Source organism: Nocardia terpenica (assembly GCF_013186535.1).
Taxonomy (GTDB): Bacteria; Actinomycetota; Actinomycetes; order Mycobacteriales; family Mycobacteriaceae; genus Nocardia; species Nocardia terpenica.
Window position 1 is genome coordinate 699465 of sequence record NZ_JABMCZ010000002.1, and the last position, 19331, is coordinate 718795.

The 19331-nt window shown below is 67.4% G+C and carries 21 protein-coding genes; 7 read left to right on the forward strand and 14 right to left on the reverse strand.

Annotation, left to right across the window (positions count from 1 at the left end):
- Window positions 1–100: 100 nt before the first annotated feature.
- The 3 genes from HPY32_RS14635 to HPY32_RS14645 form a co-directional block, all read right to left on the reverse strand.
- A complete protein-coding gene (locus HPY32_RS14635) occupies window positions 101–757 on the reverse strand; it encodes a peroxiredoxin-like family protein (RefSeq protein ID WP_067580636.1) in 657 nt (218 codons plus the stop codon).
- Window positions 758–838: 81 nt separating this feature from the next.
- Window positions 839–1990: an FAD-dependent monooxygenase gene (locus HPY32_RS14640; protein WP_067580635.1), complete on the reverse strand. Its 1152-nt coding sequence runs from the start codon at window positions 1988–1990 to the stop codon at window positions 839–841.
- Window positions 1991–2005: 15 nt separating this feature from the next.
- Entirely contained in the window at window positions 2006–2263 is a 258-nt protein-coding gene (locus HPY32_RS14645; RefSeq protein WP_156674086.1) for a hypothetical protein, read from the reverse strand.
- A gap of 599 nt (window positions 2264–2862) precedes the next feature.
- On the opposite strand from HPY32_RS14645, the gene HPY32_RS14650 reads away from it, so the two are divergent.
- The 5 genes from HPY32_RS14650 to HPY32_RS14670 all read left to right on the forward strand — a co-directional run bounded on the left by HPY32_RS14650 (window position 2863) and on the right by HPY32_RS14670 (window position 6746).
- On the forward strand, window positions 2863–3564 hold the full coding sequence (locus HPY32_RS14650; protein WP_067580631.1) for a hypothetical protein: 702 nt from the start codon (window positions 2863–2865) through the stop codon (window positions 3562–3564).
- Complete coding sequence (locus HPY32_RS14655) at window positions 3561–3962, forward strand: hypothetical protein (protein WP_067580629.1); 402 nt, start codon at window positions 3561–3563, stop codon at window positions 3960–3962. The genes HPY32_RS14650 and HPY32_RS14655 overlap by 4 nt, the downstream gene beginning before the upstream one ends.
- Before the next feature lie 7 nt (window positions 3963–3969).
- Entirely contained in the window at window positions 3970–4509 is a 540-nt protein-coding gene (locus HPY32_RS14660; RefSeq protein WP_067580627.1) for an ImmA/IrrE family metallo-endopeptidase, read from the forward strand.
- Window positions 4506–5480 carry a hypothetical protein gene (locus HPY32_RS14665; RefSeq protein WP_156674085.1) on the forward strand — a complete coding sequence of 325 codons (975 nt, stop codon included), beginning with the start codon at window positions 4506–4508 and terminating at the stop codon, window positions 5478–5480. The genes HPY32_RS14660 and HPY32_RS14665 overlap by 4 nt, the downstream gene beginning before the upstream one ends.
- 87 nt (window positions 5481–5567) lie before the next feature.
- A complete protein-coding gene (locus tag HPY32_RS14670; RefSeq protein ID WP_067585118.1) occupies window positions 5568–6746 on the forward strand; it encodes a serine hydrolase domain-containing protein in 1179 nt (392 codons plus the stop codon).
- Between the two features lie 17 nt (window positions 6747–6763).
- On the opposite strand, the gene dmpG is transcribed toward HPY32_RS14670, so the two are convergent.
- The 3 genes from dmpG to HPY32_RS14685 are packed head-to-tail and all read right to left on the reverse strand — an operon-like array spanning window position 6764 to window position 9526.
- Window positions 6764–7804 carry a 4-hydroxy-2-oxovalerate aldolase gene (dmpG, locus tag HPY32_RS14675; protein WP_067580623.1) on the reverse strand — a complete coding sequence of 347 codons (1041 nt, stop codon included), beginning with the start codon at window positions 7802–7804 and terminating at the stop codon, window positions 6764–6766.
- Window positions 7805–7818: 14 nt separating this feature from the next.
- Window positions 7819–8730 (reverse strand): acetaldehyde dehydrogenase (acetylating), encoded by a 912-nt coding sequence (locus HPY32_RS14680; protein WP_067580622.1) that lies wholly within the window; start codon window positions 8728–8730, stop codon window positions 7819–7821.
- 10 nt (window positions 8731–8740) lie between these two features.
- On the reverse strand, window positions 8741–9526 hold the full coding sequence (locus HPY32_RS14685) for a 2-keto-4-pentenoate hydratase (protein WP_067580618.1): 786 nt from the start codon (window positions 9524–9526) through the stop codon (window positions 8741–8743).
- A gap of 110 nt (window positions 9527–9636) precedes the next feature.
- Between HPY32_RS14685 and kstD the strand changes: the two genes are divergently transcribed.
- Window positions 9637–11328, forward strand: coding sequence for a 3-oxosteroid 1-dehydrogenase (kstD, locus tag HPY32_RS14690; RefSeq protein WP_067580616.1), 1692 nt, complete (start codon window positions 9637–9639; stop codon window positions 11326–11328).
- Window positions 11325–12188, forward strand: a complete 864-nt coding sequence (gene chsH3, locus HPY32_RS14695; RefSeq protein WP_067580615.1) for an enoyl-CoA hydratase ChsH3 — start codon at window positions 11325–11327, stop codon at window positions 12186–12188. Before kstD ends, chsH3 begins: the two co-directional genes overlap by 4 nt.
- Before the next feature lie 90 nt (window positions 12189–12278).
- Here the strand turns inward: chsH3 and HPY32_RS14700 are convergent, their stop codons facing one another.
- The 8 genes from HPY32_RS14700 to HPY32_RS14735 all read right to left on the reverse strand — a co-directional run bounded on the left by HPY32_RS14700 (window position 12279) and on the right by HPY32_RS14735 (window position 19319).
- The gene (locus HPY32_RS14700; protein WP_067580613.1) at window positions 12279–12716 is read right to left on the reverse strand and encodes a hypothetical protein; all 438 of its coding nucleotides are present in this window, start codon (window positions 12714–12716) and stop codon (window positions 12279–12281) included.
- Window positions 12713–13987, reverse strand: coding sequence for a DUF58 domain-containing protein (locus HPY32_RS14705; RefSeq protein ID WP_067580611.1), 1275 nt, complete (start codon window positions 13985–13987; stop codon window positions 12713–12715). Before HPY32_RS14705 ends, HPY32_RS14700 begins: the two co-directional genes overlap by 4 nt.
- On the reverse strand, window positions 13984–14934 hold the full coding sequence (locus tag HPY32_RS14710) for an AAA family ATPase (protein WP_373686644.1): 951 nt from the start codon (window positions 14932–14934) through the stop codon (window positions 13984–13986). The genes HPY32_RS14705 and HPY32_RS14710 overlap by 4 nt, the downstream gene beginning before the upstream one ends.
- A 38-nt stretch (window positions 14935–14972) precedes the next feature.
- Window positions 14973–15500 carry a hypothetical protein gene (locus tag HPY32_RS14715; RefSeq protein WP_231951402.1) on the reverse strand — a complete coding sequence of 176 codons (528 nt, stop codon included), beginning with the start codon at window positions 15498–15500 and terminating at the stop codon, window positions 14973–14975.
- Entirely contained in the window at window positions 15497–16624 is a 1128-nt protein-coding gene (locus tag HPY32_RS14720) for a DUF4129 domain-containing protein (RefSeq protein WP_231951401.1), read from the reverse strand. The genes HPY32_RS14715 and HPY32_RS14720 overlap by 4 nt, the downstream gene beginning before the upstream one ends.
- Before the next feature lie 180 nt (window positions 16625–16804).
- The gene (locus tag HPY32_RS14725) at window positions 16805–17977 is read right to left on the reverse strand and encodes a lipid-transfer protein (protein ID WP_067580606.1); all 1173 of its coding nucleotides are present in this window, start codon (window positions 17975–17977) and stop codon (window positions 16805–16807) included.
- Window positions 17974–18390, reverse strand: coding sequence for a MaoC family dehydratase (locus tag HPY32_RS14730; protein ID WP_067580604.1), 417 nt, complete (start codon window positions 18388–18390; stop codon window positions 17974–17976). Before HPY32_RS14730 ends, HPY32_RS14725 begins: the two co-directional genes overlap by 4 nt.
- The gene (locus HPY32_RS14735) at window positions 18387–19319 is read right to left on the reverse strand and encodes a bifunctional MaoC family dehydratase N-terminal/OB-fold nucleic acid binding domain-containing protein (RefSeq protein ID WP_067585112.1); all 933 of its coding nucleotides are present in this window, start codon (window positions 19317–19319) and stop codon (window positions 18387–18389) included. The genes HPY32_RS14730 and HPY32_RS14735 overlap by 4 nt, the downstream gene beginning before the upstream one ends.
- Window positions 19320–19331: the final 12 nt, after the last annotated feature.

Below are 19331 nucleotides of genomic sequence, written 5' to 3' on the forward strand. Positions count from 1 at the left end.
CGCACCCGGCTCACGCATCCGACGTTCCCTGAGATCTTGCGGGAGCTGCCGATCTATCCGTACGTCACCATGGATGTGGTTGAGTTGGAACCACATTCGCTCACCGTAGGGCGGTGAGCGCGGTGAGGATGTCGGCGACTTCGGTGCGGGCGGTGTAGTCGGGCTGGACGTCGACGAAGCGGACTCTGCGGTCGCGGTCGACGATGAGGACGGTCGGGCGAGGCAGGCGGGTCGCGCCCTCGGCGTTGACTCGGGCCAGGTCGATGCCGAGCGTGCGCTGGGCGGCGAGCACCTCGTCGGCCTGCTGGAAGGCGATTCCGATCCGGTCGGCCACGCGGCTACCGGGGTCGGACAGCACGGTGAATTCGAGTCCGGCCTTCTCCGCCGTGGAGAGGGATTCGTCGGGCGGCTGGGGACTGACGGCCACCAGCCGGGCACCGAATTCGCCCAGCCGGTGTAGCAATTCCTGCTGGTAGGTGCGCAGCGCGACATTGCAGTACGGGCACCAGCCGCCCCGATAGAAGACGATCACGACCGGCCCGGCCGAGACGAGCTGGTCCAGGGTGACCGGTGTCCCGGTGGCGTCATCGAGGGTGAACGACTCCATCCGCTGCCCGACCCGAATGGCGTCGGCAGGGATCCCATCGGCGAGGAATTGCCGGACGCTGCGGTCGAATACCGCGACCACATCGGCGGGAAGACGCTCGGCGGCAGCAGCTTTCAGCCGATCGGACTGTTCGCGAATGCTGGGTGACATCGAATCTCCACGGTAAGCCGGAGTGGACTACACGGTCCAGTAGATAGAAGACTACTTCGAGAACCACAACCGGACACCGAATCAGGCGCTGCCTATGACCGGTGCATCCCAGTCGATGTGATGATCCACCAACCACGACCGCCGCTCGGGGCGTGCCTTTTCCTTCGCTTCCGCCATGGTCGCCGCCCGCCCGCTGAAGGTGACGAGGCGTTCGACGCGCGACCTGCGGATGCGTTCATACGTGTCGAAAGCTTCGGGCAGGGAGGGCAGATCGCGCAGGCATTGCGCAAGGATGATGCTGTCCTCCAATGCCATTGAGGCGCCTTGACCTTCGAGCGGAGAGGCGGCGTGCGCGGCGTCGCCGACGAGAACCATCGAGTCTCGATGCCAGCGCGGCAGCGACGGGATCTCGTAAACAGCGCTGACCATGATCCTGTCCGTCGTCGAGTTGATGATGCGCACCGCGGTCGTCTCCGCATCATTCACGAACAGCTCCGTCGCCCGCGCTCGCCATTGCGCAGCGGTTGTCGCCGCGATCTCGGCCTTGTCGAGGGGCGCGCCCGGGAGGTGCGCCACCCAGAACGTGACGCCTTCGGGTGAGGTGGTGTGGCCGAACCCGCTGCCGCCGCGAATCATGCGAAAAGTGCCCGGCGACAAGGGAATATCCGAGGCGTCGGTGTATCCGTAGGCGATATTGAGCCCGGTATAGCGCGGTGCCGGTGCACCCGGGTCGATCAATGAGCGGGTGACGGAATGAATTCCGTCCGCACCGATCAGCAGGTCGCCTTCCGCATGGGTGCCGTCCTCGAATGCCGCCACCACTCGACCATCGGCCCTCGTAACGACACCGACCAACCGTTTTCCATGCTCGATCCGCCCGCCGCGCTGCCGCAGCTCGTTGTGCAGCGTGCGATAGAGATCGGCGCGGGTAAGAGTTCGCGGACCGGCCGAGTCGGGATGGTCAGCTCCGAACGGTCCGCTGGAAAATACATTCCCCGCACCATCGAGATACTCGGCTCTGGGAGTCGAGAACGACGCGGCCACAACCGATCCGTCCGCGTCGACGACCCGCAGCGCATCCATCCCGTTGTGCATGATCATCAGAAAGGCACCGATATCGTCGGCGCCGTGGGCGAATGCCTCGTAGACGGTCGAGGAGATACCAGCCTTCCGGAGTGCCATCGCGGTCGCGGTACCGGCTATACCACCACCGATGATCAAAGCGTGCTTCATCTGGATCGTGGCCTTTCATTTCCAGCGCGGGGGCCGCCCGTCCCCACATCCGCCGCCTCCGGCGGCGCGGGCGATCAGCGTTCCCACCAGCCGCAACGCGGTGGTCTCATCCACCGCGTCGTCACGCAATGCGGCCGTCAGCCGCCTGGTCAAGCGGACGATGTAATCGGAGTCGACCAGTTCCCCACCCATACCCGACCCCCGCAGCTCGTACTCGATGGTGTCCGCCGCCAAATGATTACCCGCAGCATGTAACTCGCTGATTCGCGTCACAATGGCATCCATGCCGTGTGTTGCCGCAATCTCCCGCAAGTCGTGAGGATTCGATCTGCGTCCGGTCCGCGACCGTCTTTTGATAGGCCCGACGTTCGAAGACATTGTCGAAACCAGCCTCCCTGTACCGCCATGCAATTCAGCGACCGTCTGTACAGCGCAACCCCTCGTACATGCGCTGTGCAACGAAAGTATTCAGGCAGAAGCACTTTCATGCCTCGCCGGTTCGACGTGGACTCCTAGCGGCATGTACAGGCGACCGTCCTTCCGCAACCCGACCCCCTAAGCGAATGTAAGGCGGATCACAAGGGAATGTCAACAGAACTTTCAGGAGCGCTTCGGTCAGCATCACCCCACGCCGCTCCCACCGCAGCCGGATCCAGCAGCGCACAGGGTCGGCCTCCTGGGGCATGGTGCTGAAGTGTTGCGACCGCTCCGTCTCGTCAGGCGAGCTCGAGGCGAACTTTGCCGGAACACAACCCGGAACTACGGAAAGCCAGCTACCGTAGGGGAGGGTAGTGAAGGAGCGTCTTGCTACCCAGGAGGTATGGGGGTTTCACATGTCTTGCGATGAGGTCTCTCTGGGTACCATTCAGACCATGGAAGATCAGGCGAACCTCGAACGGAAAATTGTGTCGTTCGGCAAGAAGGTCCTGGAGTTTCGCCTGAGCAAGAACCTGTACCAAGCAGACGTGTACGCAAATGGCGGACCTTCCGACAAGGTGCAGCAACGGATCGAGGCGGGCAAGGGCCCAGCGCCGACCAGGGGGACCCTGGAGAAATACGACGCAGGGTTGGGCCTGCGCCGAGGAAGCGCCGCAGCGGCCTTTCATCACGGCGCCGATCTCGAAGAGGATGACGGTGTCGAGAGTAGCCCGTTGACATTCCGACAGGTGCAGGTCGACGTCGAGGTCGTGCTCAGTATCTTCGCCGCTCACGACTCCTGTATTCAGCTGTGCCATCGGTCGGACCTCCCGGAATCGGCAGCGGAAATCGCACAGAGAGTGGAACGGGAGATTAAAACCGCTGGCGCCAGGCTCTCGGCAGCCTATGCGACGGACGTACTCGAACGAGCCGGCGGACCGGACCGTGAGCTCCCGAATGCCATCGAAGTCGCCTACCGAGAGTTCCTCACGGCACCGCCGCCGGACGCGACCGGAGCCGAACGTGACGACCAACTGTACCGGCGGTGGCTGGCACACCGCGCAACCGATCTCGAATCCACCCAACTCGAATACTTCACCGCAAGGTGGCGGGCAAAATTGGATCAGATCCGCCTGAGTGAAAGAAGTCGCCGGTGAGCTTGAACAACCGAATCGTTCCGCTGGAAGAGCGCGTGAACAAGCTCTTCGCAACCATCATCGATGAAAACGGCGAAGTATCCTCTTCGACTGTGGCAGACCGGCTCTCGCAGGTCTTGGGCCGTCTGGTTACGGCCGCAGACATCGAAGCCCTTCGCAGGCAGGGGGCACGGAGACCGGCAGATGACTTGCTTCTGGCTCTGGCTCAGTACTTTGACATGCCGGGGAGCTTTCTTTCGGATGACCCGGACGAGTACTATACAACGTACCTACATCTGAAACTTCTGATCGCGCAACGCGATCGGCAGATCCCGCATCTCGCGCTGCGTCCTGCCGCGGACCAACTGAGCGACGCTGCTGTGCAGGAGCTGACGGCATACATCGAATCACTCGGGTAGCTACAGCATGGACCAGGATCGAGTTGTCGCAGAACGAGCCATCGCGGGCCTGACACTGCGCCGACCGTGGTCGATGCAGCGATTCATCGAAGAGTTGAGTCTTCAGCGCTATCGGCCCATCGAAATCGTCGACGGGCTGGGCGAATACGAAGGCCAGGACTTCTCCGCTATTTGGATTCCACTGCCGGAGAAGGATTGCATCAGGGTTTGGTCGGGTATCACCGAGTTGGAACGCGAGGGGCTCATCGCGCATGAACTCGGGCACGTCGTACTCGGGCACGAGGTCACCACTGCGGATCGGCTGCAGTACTACAGGCGGACTACACCGTCGATCCCGGACACTGTCATTCAACGGCTCATGGCCCAGCAGGCTTGTCTGCGCAGCAACTTCGATCTCCCTATCGAGCGCCAAGCCGAATGGTTTGCCACGCTTCTGATGCAGGCCGCGGAATCCCTTCGCCGCCCCCTGTTCTCGGACGAGAACCTGACAGCGCGCAAGCGCCTGATGCTGGAAAGGGCTGCCGCAATCTTCGGATGGTCCACGTGAAGTTTGCCATCGCCGCGCTCGTACCCCTAGTCGTACTCGCACTCGCAGCACACCGCATCAAGTCCGACTCTCGCAACCTATTGGGAGAGTCGACGGGCATCCGGAACCCTTTCACACAGATCCTGCTGGTCTTAGGACTTGCAAAGCTGTGTCGAGTTCCATACGTCACAGACGACATATTGAGTCCAGCCCTGCAACGATTGACCGGCACCGCGAACCTCATGACACTCGCTGGGCTGACATTCGGAGCACTCTCGGCCATACCGGTCTTGGCGTTCAGCTCCTACATAACCGGGCGGAATCTATCCACGCGGATCCAGTTCGGCGCTGTAATCGTAATTACCATCGCGATGATCGCAACGTACGTACGCACTCCGATGGCACATAAAGCGACCCCATATTTGCAGAACCACTTTGCGGTGACAGCCTCCGTTCTGGCGTTCTGGGTCGCATTCATCGCACCACTCACCGTGAGCATGGTCGCGAGTTTTGTGTATACGATCCGCGAGGTTGTATGGGTTCGCCGAGGGCCATTCGTACGTGCGCTGGCCGGCGTAGCTGCCGCCAATTTCTTGGGGTTCAGCTACTGCTTCTTCAACGTAATGACCCTCGCCGTTAAATACCGTAGTGAAGATTCCTTCTTCCTGCGCAATTCAGAGCTTATCGAGAACTCGCTCGGCCTCGCGTCACTGGCTGCCGCGGGGTTTGCAGCGGGGACATATGCGTGGTATATCCTCACCGATCGAATCCACCGCTACCGGCTGCTGCGCCGCCATGGCGGCACATGGATGGAAGCCCGTTCCGCCAGTCCGGACGTCGTGCTGGACAAGAACTACCAGTTCAGCCCCACACGGTCGGCGTGCTGGAAAGCCTCACGATCGGCCGAAGCCTCATACCGGCTTCAGATCGAGTTGGCCGACCACAAACATCAAGCGGTAAAGATTGCGCCGACCGGACAGGGCTCACCATGACTGGCGGTATCGTAATGTATTGGGAGCAAAAGGGGTTCGCCCGATCCGGCGCGCCCCGTCGGAGCTTGCCGGGGAGGCGTGGTGGCGGTGGCGGAAGGGTTTGTCGGGCGTGGGTTCGAGGCGGTTCGGGATGCTTTTGCTCGGGCGCACGGTAGTGATGAGGGTGCGGCGCAGTTGTGTGTTTATCGGCATGGGCGCGTTGTTGCCGATCTCTGGACGGGGCGGGATCCGGTGGCCGGTAAGGGGTGGGATGCGCGGTCGCTGGTGGTGCTGATGTCGGTGTCGAAAGGGGTGACCGCGACCTGTGTGCACATGCTGGTCGAACGGGGACGGCTCGAGTTGGCGGCGCCGGTTCGGGAGTATTGGCCGGAGTTCGCGGCGGGCGGCAAGGCCGACATCACCGTCGCCGATGTCCTATCGCATCGGGCGGGCATGTCGAGCTTCGATCCCGATGCCGGGATCACGGTGTCGGAATTGACGGACTGGTCGGCGTGCGTAGCCGCGCTCGAGTCGATGACGCCCCTGTGGCAGCCCGGAACCGCGATCTACTATCACTCCCTCACCTGGGGGTACCTGGCCGGTGAACTGGTCCGGCGGGTCAGCGGCAAGAGCGTGGGTGAATTTCTGGACGCCGAGATCGCGCGGCCGCTCGGGCTCAGCCTGTGGATCGGGCTGCCGGAAAGCCGAGAGCACCGTGTTGTCCCGCAATTCACGCACGACCGCCCGCTCACGCCCGCCGCGGTGGAGCCGGTGCTGGCCCGGATGGGGATCGACGTCGGCGCACGGCTGATCCGGGCGACCCTTGCCACCCTGGCGACCAGGGACGACGGGATCAAGATGCTCAACACCCGCGAGGGACACGCGGCGGAGGTCCCGTCGGGCAACGCGATCGGCAATGCCCGCTCGCTGGCCCGGATGTATGCGGCGACCATCGGTGAAGTCGACGGCATCCGACTGCTGACACCGGCGACCGTGGACCGAGCCCGGCAACCGCAAACCGACCGGCTCGGCCACCCGGCGCCCCTGGACGTGATGCCGGTGACCCATCGCTTCGCCCACGGCTACGAGATCACCCGCCCCGTCCACCCCATGCTCGGGGACGGATCGTTCGGGCATGTGGGCACCGGGGGACGAACCGGATTCGCCCATCCCCCATCGGGTGTCGCGGTCGGTTACACGTGCACCAATATGACCGGCGGTGACACGGCAGGCCCCGATCCGCGCTGGCTGCCGTGGATGGCGGCCCTCCGGGAGGCACTCACCTGAACCGGTCCGCGGCTGGCCTAGCCAGCAGTAACGCCCTGCTGTTCGCGCCGGAGTTCCAAGGCGATGTCGATGAGTTGATCCTCCTGCCCGCCAACGAGTTTGCGCTGCCCCGCTCGGACCAGTAGTTCGGCCCCCGACACCTGGTACCGATCGGCCTGCCGTTCGGCATGTTTGAGGAAGCTGGAGTAGACCCCCGCATAACCCATCATGAGCGACTGGCGGTCGAGGAGGCATTCCTGGGGCATGGCCGGGCGGACAACATCTTCGGCGGCGTCGGCTATGGCGAAAAAGTCTATGCCGGTGGTGATGTCGAGCTTGTCGCAGACGCCGATCAGGGCCTCGACGGGGGTGTTGCCCGCGCCCGCGCCGAAACGACGTGCGCTGCCGTCGATTTGGGTGGCTCCGGCGCGGATGGCGAAGATGGAGTTGGCGCAGCCGAGGTCGAGGTTTTCGTGGCCGTGGAAGCCCACCTGGGCGTCGGCGCCGAGTTCGGCCACCAGAGCCGATACCCGGTCGGAAACCTGTTCCAGGACAAGGGCTCCGGCGGAGTCGACGACGTAGACGCACTGGCAGCCCGCGTCGGCCATGATGCGGGCCTGCTTGGCCAGGACCTCGGGGGGCTGGCTGTGGGCCATCATGAGGAAACCGACCGTCTCCAGGCCCAATTCGCGGGCCAGGCCGAAATGCTGGATGGAGACGTCGGCCTCGGTGCAGTGGGTGGCGATGCGGACGATCGACGCGCCGTTGTCCTGGGAGATCTTGATGTCCTCCTTGACGCCGACGCCGGGCAGCATGAGCACCGCGATCTTGGCGCGCTTGGCGGTTTGCGCGGCGATCGTGATCAGTTCCTGCTCGGGGGTTTTGGCGAAGCCGTAGTTGAACGAGGAACCGCCCAGGCCGTCGCCGTGGGTCACCTCGATCACGGGCACACCGGCGCCGTCCAGCGCGCCGACGATCGCGCGCACCTCGTCGGCGGTGAACTGGTGGCGCTTGTGGTGGGATCCGTCGCGCAGCGAGGTGTCGGTGACGCGGATGTCCAGGTCTGTGCTGAAAGGCATTGTCGGAGAGCTCCTTACACCCGGGCGGACACGATACGGTCGGCGATGACCTCGCCGACCCTGGTGGCGGCGGCGGTCATGATGTCGAGATTGCCCGCGTAGGGCGGCAGGAAATCGCCCGCGCCCTCCACCTCCACGAACACCGACACCTTCGCCATGCCGCCGGACACCACCGACGGCTCGTCGAACTGCGGTTCGTTGAGCAGCCGGTAACCGGGCACGTACTGCTGGATGTCGGCGACCATGCGGTGCACCGACTCCGCGATCGCGGCGGTGTCGGCGTCGGCGGGGATGGCGCAGAAGATGGTGTCGCGCATGATCATCGGCGGTTCGGCGGGGTTGAGGATGATGATCGCCTTGCCGCGCCGCGCGCCGCCGATGGTCTCCACCCCGCGGCTGGTGGTCTTGGTGAACTCGTCGATATTCGCGCGGGTGCCCGGACCGGCCGAGACCGACGACACCGAGGCCACGATCTCGGCGTAGGGCACCTCGACCACGCGGGACACCGCGGCCACGATCGGAATCGTCGCCTGCCCACCGCAGGTGATCATATTGACGTTCGCCGCATCCACGTGCGCGCCCAGATTCACCGGCGGCACCACGGCGGGCCCGATCGCGGCCGGGGTGAGATCGACCGCGCGGATGCCTTTTTCGGCGTACCTCGGGGCCGCGTCGCGATGCACGTAGGCCGAGGTCGCCTCGAACAGCAGCTCCGGCAGTTCGCTCTGCGCCAGCAGCCACTGCACCCCCTCGTGCGAGGTCTCCAGCCCCAGCCCGCGGGCGCGCTTCAAACCCTCGCTGTCCGGGTCGATTCCGATCATCCAGCGCGGCTCGATCCGCTCCGACCGCAGCAGCTTGTACAGCAGGTCGGTACTGATGTTGCCCGAGCCGACGATCGCGGCGGCAACCTTTCCATTCGCGGTCAACACATTCTCCTCAGCTGAATTGCACACGGACCGAACCGAGTCCGGCGAACTCGGCACGAAACACATCGCCCGGCCGGGCGTCGATGGCGCGGGTGCACGAACCCGGCAGCACGATGTCGCCGGCGCGCAGCCGCACCCCGAACGAGGCGACCTTGCGGGCCAGCCAGGCCACCGCGATCGTCGGATCGCCGAGCACGGCATCGCTGCGGCCCTCGGCGACCACCTCGGCATTGCGCGTCAGCCGGGCGTCGATGTTCTTGATATCCAGGCGATCCGGTTCCACCCGCTGCGCACCCAGCACCCACCCGGCCGACGACGCGTTGTCGGCAATGGTGTCGCACAGCGCGATGTTCCAGTCCTTGATGCGCGTGTCGATGAGCTCGATCGCGGGCGCGTAGGCGACGGTCGCGTCCAGCACGTCGGCCTCGGTGCAGTCCGCGCCCGGCAGATCCTTGCCGAGCACGAAGCCCACCTCCACCTCGACCCGCGGATACAGATACCGCGCGGCCTCGACCGGCACGTCCTCGAACACCCGCATCTCCCCCAGCAGGTGACCGTAGTCCGGTTCGTCCACGCCCATCATCTGCTGCATCGCCTTCGACGACAGCCCCACCTTGTGGCCCACCACCCGCGCCCCGCCCGCGAGCCGGCGGCGGATGTTGATCAGCTGGATCTCGTAGGCGTCGACCACGTCGATGCCGGGATACCGCGTGATCAGCGGATCGACCGGCACCCGGTCCCGCTCGGCGGCCGCGAGATCCGCGGCCAGTTCGCTCCGTACCGCGTCGGACAGCACGCTTGTTTCCTTCCCAGGGCGCAAATTGAAACGAGTTTTCCTGCATCTTCTCGTCTCGACGGTCCCTTCTGCCAGACCAATATAGACCGAACCCGGCCCGATTCTATAACGTGTTCTACATGAGCGATCGGGAATACGACGTGGTGGTGGTCGGCAGCGGCGCCGCCGGCATGACCGCGGCCCTCACCGCCGCGCACCACGGTCTGCGCGCGGTGATCATCGAGAAGGCCCCGCACTACGGCGGGTCGACCGCGCGCAGCGGGGGTGGCGTGTGGGTCCCGGGCAACAGGGCGCTGCTCGCGTCGGGACGGCCCGACGATCGGGAGGAAGCCCGGCGCTACCTGTACAGCATCGTCGGCGACGCGGTGCCGAAGGAACGGATCGACACCTACATCGACCGCGGGCCCGAGGCCATCGACTTCGTTCTCGAGCACACCCCGCTGAAACTGCGGTGGGTGCCGGGCTATTCGGACTACTACCCGGAGGCTCCCGGCGGCAACCCGCACGGCCGATCCTGCGAGCCGAAGCCGTTCGACGCCATGGTCCTCGGCGCGGAGCGGTTCAAGCTGGAGCCGCCGTACGCCAAGGCACCGTTGAACGTCGTCACCACGCAGGCGGATTTCGTTCGGGTGAGCCTGATCCGGCGGCACCCGAAGGGCGTGCTGCGGGCCCTGCGCGTGGGCGCGCGGACCTATTGGGCGAAATTCACCCGCAAGCACCTGCTGGGCATGGGGCAGGCGATCATCGCGCCGATGCGCAAGGGACTGATGGATGTCGGCGTGTCCGTTCTGCTGGATACACCGATGACCGGGTTGCTCGTGGCGGACGGCCGCGTCGTCGGCGTCGAGGCCACCCACGAGGGTGAGACGGTGCGTTTCCGCGCCCGCTACGGCGTGGTGCTCGGCGCCGGAGGGTTCGAGCACAACGCCGATATGCGGCACAAATACCAGCGCGAGCCCATCGGCACCGAGTGGACCACCGGCGCCAAGGCCAATACCGGCGACGGAATCCGGGCGGGCATGGAACTCGGTGCGGCCGTGGGCTTCATGGAGGACGCCTGGTGGGGGCCGACGGTGTTCCGGGGCGGGCGGCCCTGGTTCTGCCTGGCCGAACGCAATCTGCCCGGCGGTCTCATCGTCGACGCGCAGGGCAAGCGGTACTTCAACGAGTGCCTGCCCTATGTCGAGGCCGTGCACAAGATGTACGGCGGCGAGTACGGGCAGGGCGACGGGCCGGGCGAGCATGTGCCCTCCTGGCTGGTATTCGATCAGCGCTACCGCAACCGCTACATCTTCGCGACCCTGCAACCGGGGCAGCGAATTCCCAAGCGCTGGATGGAGAACGACAATATCGTGCAGGCGCCGACCCTGGCCGAATTGGCCGGGCGGATCGGCGTGCCGGAACAGGCCCTCCTCGATACCGTGCGGCGGTTCAACACATTTGCCGAGACCGGCGTCGACGAGGACTTCGGGCGCGGTAACAGCGCCTACGACCGCTACTACGGCGACCCGACCGTCAAACCCAATCCCTGCCTCGCCGCATTGGTTCAGGGTCCGTTCTACGCGGCCAGGATGTTCCCCGGCGACCTGGGCACCAAGGGCGGACTGGTCACCGACACCGCCGGTCGGGTGCTGCGCGAGGACGACACGGTCATCGAGGGCCTGTACGCGGCCGGGAATACCTCCGCGCCGGTCATGGGTCACACCTACGCCGGTCCGGGCGCGACCATCGGACCCGCGATCACCTTCGGCTATCTGGCCGCCTTGGATATCGCCGACCGCGCCGAGAGGACAACGATATGACGATCGACCCGAAAGTCGCGCTCGGAGCGGCGCTTCCGACGCAGGAGTTCGCGTGGACGCCCTCGGACGTGCAGCTGTACCACCTGGGCCTGGGGGCCGGGGCGCGCTGGACCGATCCGGGCGAGCTGCGCTACCTCGACGATCGCGACCCGCAGGTGCTGCCGAGCTTCGCGACCGTCGCCGCGACGCTGCGGGCGACCGAGCCGCCGCGGGTGAGCTTCCCCGGCGTGGAGATCGACCTGGCCAAGGTGGTGCACGGCAGCCAGGAGGTGGTGCTGCACCGCCCGATTCCCGCGTCCGGGAAGGCGACGAGCACCGGCCGGATCAGCGAGATCTGGGACAAGGGCTCGGCCGCGGTGATCGTGCAGGAGACCACCGCCACCGGCTCGGACGGGGAACCGCTGTGGACCGCGCGGTCGTCCATCTTCGCCAAGGGTGAGGGCGGCTTCAGCGGCGAGCGCGGGCCCAGCCTGCGCTCCGAATTGCCGGACCGGGCACCGGATTTCGACGTGCGCACGCCGACGCTGCCGCAGCAGGCGCTGCTGTACCGGCTGTGCGGGGACCGCAACCCGCTGCACTCGGATCCCGAATTCGCCCGCGCCGCCGGGTTTCCCAACCCGATCCTGCACGGCCTCTGCACATACGGACTGGTCTGCAAAACCGCCGTCGACACCGTCCTGGACTCGAATGCCGCCCGCGCCACCGGCTTCCGGGCCCGATTCGCGGGAATTCTCTATCCCGCGGAAACAATTCGGACCCGAATGTGGTTGGAAGGAAGTGAACTCGTCATCGCGGCCACGGTCGTGGAACGCGAAGACGCCCCCGTGCTCGGCGACGTCCGCCTGACGTTCACCGCCTGAGCACCCGAAGACTCCGCCGCCCCGGTGCCGGAGGGAGGGTAGCCCGACTACCGAAGGGCCCGGTTCCCGCCGGGGCGGTGGACACCACGCCTAGTTTTCATCGCGCGTCGGGCGCGTGGACAGTCCCTGAATGATCAAGACGTACAGCAGGATCACCAGGATGGGGGCGGTGAGGGGGAGCCAGGCCAGGTGGAGGGGGACCAGGGTGGCGGATACCGCGGCGGCGGTGAAGAGGAGGGCGCCTGCCACCGAGGGGAGGGTGGTGGGGACTACGCCTCGGGGGGCCGTTACCGTGGCGGCGTTGAGGAGGTAGGTGGTGGCTACCACGCCTGTGGCGGCTGCCGTCAGGGTGCCGGTGTCGGACCAGGCCAGGGCGGCCAGGGCCACCAGGACCGCGCCCGCGGCGCACAGGCGCAGCCACCAGCCCGCCACCACCAGGGCCAGCGCGGGCAGGCCCGCCCAGGGCAGGGCGATGATCACCGCGATCGTGAGCAGCAGGCCGGACAGCACTGCCAGGAATCGGGTCATCGCCGCACCCGGACCGGTCGGCGGTGGCGCGGGATCAGCCGCATCACCTGGTCGAGGCGGGCGTCCTGCGGCCAGGCCACGATGTCGACGCCGACCGTGCCCATATCGCGGTACATGGCGGCGCGCTCCAGCTGCCACATCCGCGCCAGCGTCGGGTCCAGGCCATCGCGAAAGGGCGTGCCGCGCAGCACATCCACGACCACCACCACGTGACCGCGCTTGCGCAGATCGATCAGGGCCAGCGCGAACTGGGTGTCCAGCAGGGTGGAGAACGCCACCACGATCGCGCCCAGCGGCACCGCGGCGCGCGGGGCCAGCGTGCCCGAGGTGGCGATGTGCTCGTCACCGACGTCGAGCACGGCGTCGACGATGCGATAGAACTGGCGGCGGCCGATATCCGGCCGCAACCACCGCGGCCCCTGCCCCAGGCACACCACCGCGGTCCGGTCCCCGGCCTGCAACGCCGACTGCGCCACCTGCGCCGCCCCGCGCACCGACAGCTCCAGCGACTCGGCGGCCGGGCCCGGCGCCTGCATCGAGGTGTCCACCAGCACAACGACATCCGCGGCCCGGTTGGTCAGCCGCTCGGTGACGTAGAGCCGCCCGCGCCGCGCGCTCACCGGCCAGTTCACCGTGCGCAGCTGATCGCCCGGGGTGTAGGCCCGGATATCGGCGTACTCCACGCCCGGCCCGTGGCGGCGGGTCGGATGGGTGCCGACGCGCTCGGGAAGTTCGGTGCGCGGCAACGGCATTCGCTGCGGGTCGGCGATCGGGTACACGTACACCTGCCCGGCGGGCAGCGTCTCCGAGGCGATCCACAGCCCGGCGGGACCGAGCGCGGTGACCCGGACGGTGACCGGGTAGCGGCCCCAGCGGGTGGTCGCCAGCGCCAGCCGCAGGCCCGCCGGGGCGGCGCCCGAGTCCACCGCCAGCTCCACCCGGGTCGCCAGGCCGTGCGCGGCGTCGGGCTTGCAGCGCAGCAGGGCGTGGCCGCGCTCGACGAACGCCGCCACCGACAGCACCACCTCCTCGGATTCGAAGCAGCGCAGCGGGCCCGCGCCGTCCACCTGAATCCTGGTGCGCGACACCTGCATCGGGGCGGTGGCGAGCACGCCGAGCATGGGCGCGGCGAACACCACCAGCGGCCAGCGGTCCAGCAGCACGGCCAGGGCCAGGGCCGGGGCCGCCGTCGCGGCCAGCAGATACACCAGGGGGGCGGGCCGCCAACGCAATTCGGCCTCGGCGACGGCGCTGGTATCGCGGTGCCTCATGTGACCGAGGCGCGCGGGACGGGCAGGCGGCGCAGCAGTTCGGCGATCACGTCCTCGCCGCGAATGCGCCGCACCCACATCTCGGGGCGCAGCGTGATGCGGTGCGCCATGGCCGGAATCGCCAGGGCCTTCACATCTTCCGGGATGACGTAGTCGCGGCCCAGCAGCAGCGCACGGGCGCGGGCCATCTGCACCAGATCCAATTCGGCGCGCGGGCTCGCCCCGACCTCGACCTGCGGATGGCCGCGGGTGGCGGCGGCCAGCGCCACCACGTAGGTGACGACATCCGGGTGCACGGTGACGAATTCGACCGACTGCCGCATCTCCAGCAGTCCCTGCGCGTCGACCACCTGGCCCACCTGCGGCACCACCGTGCCGCGCTCCAGGCGGCGGCGGATCATCTGCGTCTCGTCCTGTTCGGACAGGTAGCCCAGCCGCAGTTGGAGGGCGAACCGGTCGAGCTGCGCCTCGGGCAGCGGGTAGGTGCCCTCGTACTCGATCGGGTTGTCGGTGGCCAGCACGACGAACGGCTGTGGCAGCGTGAAGGTTTCGCCGTCGATGCTGACCTGCCCCTCGGCCATGGCCTCCAGCAGCGCGGCCTGGGTCTTGGGCGGGGTGCGGTTGATCTCGTCGGCCAGCAGGATCTGGGTGAACACTGGACCGCGGCGGAAGGTGAAACGGCCCGAGGACATGTCGTAGATGGTGGAGCCGATCAGGTCCGCGGGCAACAGATCCGGGGTGAACTGCACCCGGGTGAAGGTCAAACCCAGTGCGGCGGCGAAGGATCGGGCGATGAGGGTCTTGCCCAGGCCGGGGAGGTCCTCGATCAGGATGTGCCCGCCCGCCAGCACCGCGACCATGATCAGCTGTAGCTCGTCGCGCTTGCCGACCACGACCCGCGAGATCTCGCGCAGCACCGCCTCGGTGCGTTTGACGGTCGCGTCCATCTTGGTTTCCATATTCACGCTCACGTTTGCCGTCCTCGTCACATGGCTTGTAGTCGGCGCAGGATCTCGTCCAGGGCGGCGCGGCCCGGGGCGGGGGTGTGCTGGTCGCGCAGCGCGGAATTCGCCGGATCCACCCAGCGCCACAGCTCGGGGCCGAACTGCAGCAGTCCCGCCGCCTCGGTGGCGCGGCGGTTCTTGGCGATCCGGTGCCCGCTCGACAGCTCGAACTCCTTGGCCAGCAAGGGTCGCAGGTGCCGGTCCCAGTCGGCGCGCGAGCCGTCGGCGCGGTCGGCGAGCATCTGCGCGCGGGCCTGCCAGCGGCGCAGCATCTCCGCCGGACCGTTCTCGATCTCGTCGTCGGCCGGGTCGGCGGGCGGGTGAATGCTCCAGTCGGTCAGCGACCACAGCAGCAGGCCCAGCGCGATCAGCACCGGCCCCCCGACCAGCAGCGGCAGCAGGGCGCGCAGGTGGCCCAGTGCGAACAGGTCGATCACCAGGATCAGAGCGACCGCACCGCCGACGATCACGGAGCGGATCATGGTGACCTGAGGGGCCCGATCGCTCACAGCCGTTCTCCCCGAAGATCTTTCAGCACAATGCGGAGTAGTTGCTCGGCGCGCATGCGCTGCCACTCCAGCATGGAGTGTGGGCTGAATCGGGCCTCCTCGAACAGGGCCACCAGTTCGCGGGCCGACGCGTCGTGCAGCGCGCCGCGCTCGAAGGCCCGGGCCAGCACCTCCGAGGGGGTGTCGGAGATCAGCGGCGCCACCTCGCGGGCCTGGGCCAGGCCGCGTTCCATGGCGACATAGCAGGAGATGACGGCGAGGCGGGCGTCGCGGCCGGAGGCCATCATCGCCGCCAGGCCCATCTCGGCCACCTCGGCGAGCGAGACCGGGGGTTCGGCGGCCGCGGGCGCCGCCGGATCGGGCTCCGGCGCGGGCGCCCGCCGGGTGCCGAGGGCGACGACCACCAGGCCGATCACGGCGGTGGCGACCAGTGCGACCGCGGCCCCGCCGACCAGCAGCAGGGTGCGCCCGGACAGCTCCGGGGCGGCCGGGAGCGGGGTGGGCGACGGAATCTCCGTGGGCCGCGCCGTGACCGTGGCCGCCGGGTGCGTCTCGGCGGGCGAGGCGCCGTGTCCCGCAAGCAGATACACCACCCAGACCAACGCCGCGACGAGCGCCGTGGCCGCCAGGATGGCGAGCACCAGCAGCAGCGCCCGGCCCGACAGCCCCGCCGACCGCGCCCGCTTCGGCTCCCGATCCGGCATGGCCAGCGGCAGCCGATGATGGCTGGTCATCACGCCCGCCAGCAGAATCACCACCGACACCAGCGACAACACCGGCATGAGCGCCACGGTCACCACCGACGGCGGCGAAACGGCATGCGGCCCACCGGTTCCCGGCACGAACCCGCGCAGCGCGACCACGACGAGCAGCAGCAGCGCGATCCCGGCCAAAAACATGCCGGGATGACGTAACGGCATGTTGCCGGGATGACGTAGCGGCATGTTGCCGGGATGACGTAGCGGCATGTTGCCGGGATGACGTAGCGCCAACATGCCCGGACGACGTAGCGCCAACATGCGCGGATGACGTAGCGGCGACATGCGCGGATGACGTAGCGGCGACATGCCGGGATGATGCCGCGACTCGACGGCGCGCGGTATCGCCATTCCCACTCGGCCCACCGGCCTCTCCCAAGAGCATCGGTACTGCACAGAGCAGGCACATCGTTACATGCCGAGCGGTACGTCAGGTGGGAAATCCGAAACACCGGCCGTACGACAATTCGGTGAACGGCATTATCGTTCGGTTCGCATCACAACCATTTGTGAAGGTGCCCAAGCCGACCCGTCATTCCGGCACGTTCACGCCGTCAGTACCAAGCCCGATGTCGGGACGCCGGTGCCCGCGGTTACCACGACGTTTTCCAGGCCGGGGACCTGGTTTACCGATGTTCCCCGGATCAGGCGGACGGCCTCGGCTATGCCGTTCATGCCGTGGATGTATGCCTCGCCGAGTTGGCCGCCGTGGGTATTCAGGGGGAGGCGGCCGCCCAGTTCGATGGCGCCGTCGGCGATGAAGTCCTTGGCGTCGCCGCGGCCGCAGAAGCCCAGTTCCTCCAGTTGCATCAGGACGAAGGGGGTGAAGTGGTCGTAGAGGATGGCGGCCTGCATGTCCTCGGGGCGCAGGCCGCTCTGTGCCCAGAGCTGGTTGCCCACCAGGCCCATCTCCGGCAGGCCGGTGAGGGCGTCGCGGTAGTAGCTGGTCATGACGTATTGGTCGGAGCCCGAGCCCTGGGCCGCGGCGGCGATGGTGGCGGGTGTGTGGCGAAGGTCCTGTGCGCGTTCGGCACTCGTGATCACCAGCGCCACCGCCCCGTCGGTCTCCTGGCAGCAGTCCAGCAGGTGCAGCGGTTCGGCGATCCAGCGCGAATTCTGGTGGTCCGCCAGCGTGATCGGCTTGCCGTAGAAGTGCGCCGCCGGATTCACCGCCGCGTGCTTGCGATCCGCGACCGCGACCCGGCCGAAGTCGGCGCTGGTCGCGCCGTAGACGTGCATGTAGCGCCGCGCCACCATGGCCACCTGCGCCGCCGGGGTGCCCAGGCCCTGCGGATACGACCACGCCGCATCCACACCCGAGGAGGTCGGCGCGGCCGCCAGCTGGGTGGAGAACTGGCCGAAGCGATGCCCGGAGCGCTCGTTGAAGGCCCGGTAGGCCACCACCACATCGGCGATGCCGGTCGCCACCGCCATGGCCGCCTGCTGCACCGTCGCGCACGCCGCGCCGCCGCCGAACGGAATATTGCTGAAGAAGGTGAGATTCGGGATGCCGACGGCCCGCGCCACCGCGGCCTGGGTATTGGTATCCATCGTGAACGTGGTCAGCCCGGTCACGTCCGCGGAGGTCAGCCCGGCGTCGTCGAGCGCCGCGGTGACCGCCTCGGCGGCCAGGCGCAATTCGCTGCGGCCGGAGTCCTTGGAGAAATCGGTGGCCCCGATCCCGACGATGGCGGCCCTGCCGCCGATACCCGCGCTCACGCCTTCTCCCGCAGTGCGATAACGACTTTCGCCTGAATGTGCTCCCCGAGGCTGTCGCGCCCGATCACGTCGAGCCGGACCTCACCGCCCTCGATCGCGGTCACGGTGCCGCTCAGCGTCAGGGTGTCGCCCGCGTACAGCGGCACACCGAGCCGCAGCGCAATGGATTTCACGACCGCCCCCGGTCCCGCCCAGTCGGTCACGAAGCGCTGCACCAGGCCGGTGTCGGTGAGGATATTGACGAAGATGTCGGCCGACCCGCGCGCCACCGCCTTGTCCCGATCGTGGTGCACATCCTGAAAGTCCCTGGTGGCCAGGGCCGTACTGATCACGAAGGTGGGGTCGGCGTGAATGGCCGTCTCGGGCAGGGTGGTGCCGACGCGGACGGCGGCGGGTTCCAGCGTGGCGGTCATCGGGTCACCTTCCAGTACGGCAGCGCGGTGTCGTCGTCGAGCCGCTCGAAATCCACCTCGACGGGCAGGTCCACCCGCACCGCGTCCGGCTCGACGCCGCGCAGCTCGCCCAGCACCCGCACGCCCTCCTCGAGCTCGACCAGGGCGACCACGAACGGCAGCCGCCGCCCGGGAACCTTCGGCGCGTGGTGCACGACGTAGCTGAAGACCGTGCCCCGTCCGGAGGCCACCACATAGTCCGGGGTCTCCGACTTGTCCTGCCACAGCGCGGGAATCGGCGGATGCCGCAGCGTGCCGTCCGGCAGGCGCTGGATGCGCAGCTCGCCGAGTTTCGCACCCTCCCAGAAGAATTCGGTGTCCCGGGAAACGATGGGCCGCACCCGCTCGCCCGAATCCTCCTGCGCCGCCGCGGACTTCCCCGTGCCCGGCGCGAATTTCAGCATGCGGAAGCTCATTTCGGTGACCGGCTCGTCGTCGACGTACCAGGTCAGGATGTAGGTGGCGAACCAGCCCTCACCGAGCGCGGTGCGCTTGGGCCCCACCAGATCCCGCAGCCGGGTCCGGGCCCGCACCGTCTCCCCGATCCGCAGATATCGGTGATAGGTCTGCTCACAGTTGGTGGCCACCACGGAGGTGTACCCGGCGGCGTCGAGCAGATCGTTGACGGCGTTCATCGGATCGTCCGACGGCCGCGACCCACCCAGCCCCGGCATCGTCCACACCTGCGCCATCGCGGGCGGCGCCACGATGCCCGGATGTCCGGCGGCGCGGGCGGCCCGCTCGTCCACATAGATCGGATTGGTGTCGCCGAGCGCCTCGACCCAGTTGTTGATCATCGGCTGGTTCACCGGATCGCGGGCCGTCCGCGGCGCGCACTCCCCCGCGGCCTTGATCTGCTCACCCGCGGCGACGATCTGTTCCGCTGTCATGGATTCCGGCAC

Bases quoted from the DNA above. Each gene is read 5' to 3' on its own strand.
- HPY32_RS14635 (WP_067580636.1), bottom strand. From the start codon at position 757: ATGTCACCCAGCATTCGCGAACAGTCCGATCGGCTGAAAGCTGCTGCC.
- HPY32_RS14640 (WP_067580635.1), bottom strand. From the start codon at position 1,990: ATGAAGCACGCTTTGATCATCGGTGGTGGTATAGCCGGTACCGCGACC.
- HPY32_RS14650 (WP_067580631.1), top strand. From the start codon at position 2,863: ATGGAAGATCAGGCGAACCTCGAACGGAAAATTGTGTCGTTCGGCAAG.
- HPY32_RS14660 (WP_067580627.1), top strand. From the start codon at position 3,970: ATGGACCAGGATCGAGTTGTCGCAGAACGAGCCATCGCGGGCCTGACA.
- dmpG (WP_067580623.1), bottom strand. From the start codon at position 7,804: ATGCCTTTCAGCACAGACCTGGACATCCGCGTCACCGACACCTCGCTG.
- chsH3 (WP_067580615.1), top strand. From the start codon at position 11,325: ATGACGATCGACCCGAAAGTCGCGCTCGGAGCGGCGCTTCCGACGCAG.
- HPY32_RS14700 (WP_067580613.1), bottom strand. From the start codon at position 12,716: ATGACCCGATTCCTGGCAGTGCTGTCCGGCCTGCTGCTCACGATCGCG.
- HPY32_RS14705 (WP_067580611.1), bottom strand. From the start codon at position 13,987: ATGAGGCACCGCGATACCAGCGCCGTCGCCGAGGCCGAATTGCGTTGG.
- HPY32_RS14710 (WP_373686644.1), bottom strand. From the start codon at position 14,934: ATGGACGCGACCGTCAAACGCACCGAGGCGGTGCTGCGCGAGATCTCG.
- HPY32_RS14730 (WP_067580604.1), bottom strand. From the start codon at position 18,390: ATGACCGCCACGCTGGAACCCGCCGCCGTCCGCGTCGGCACCACCCTG.
- HPY32_RS14735 (WP_067585112.1), bottom strand. From the start codon at position 19,319: ATGACAGCGGAACAGATCGTCGCCGCGGGTGAGCAGATCAAGGCCGCG.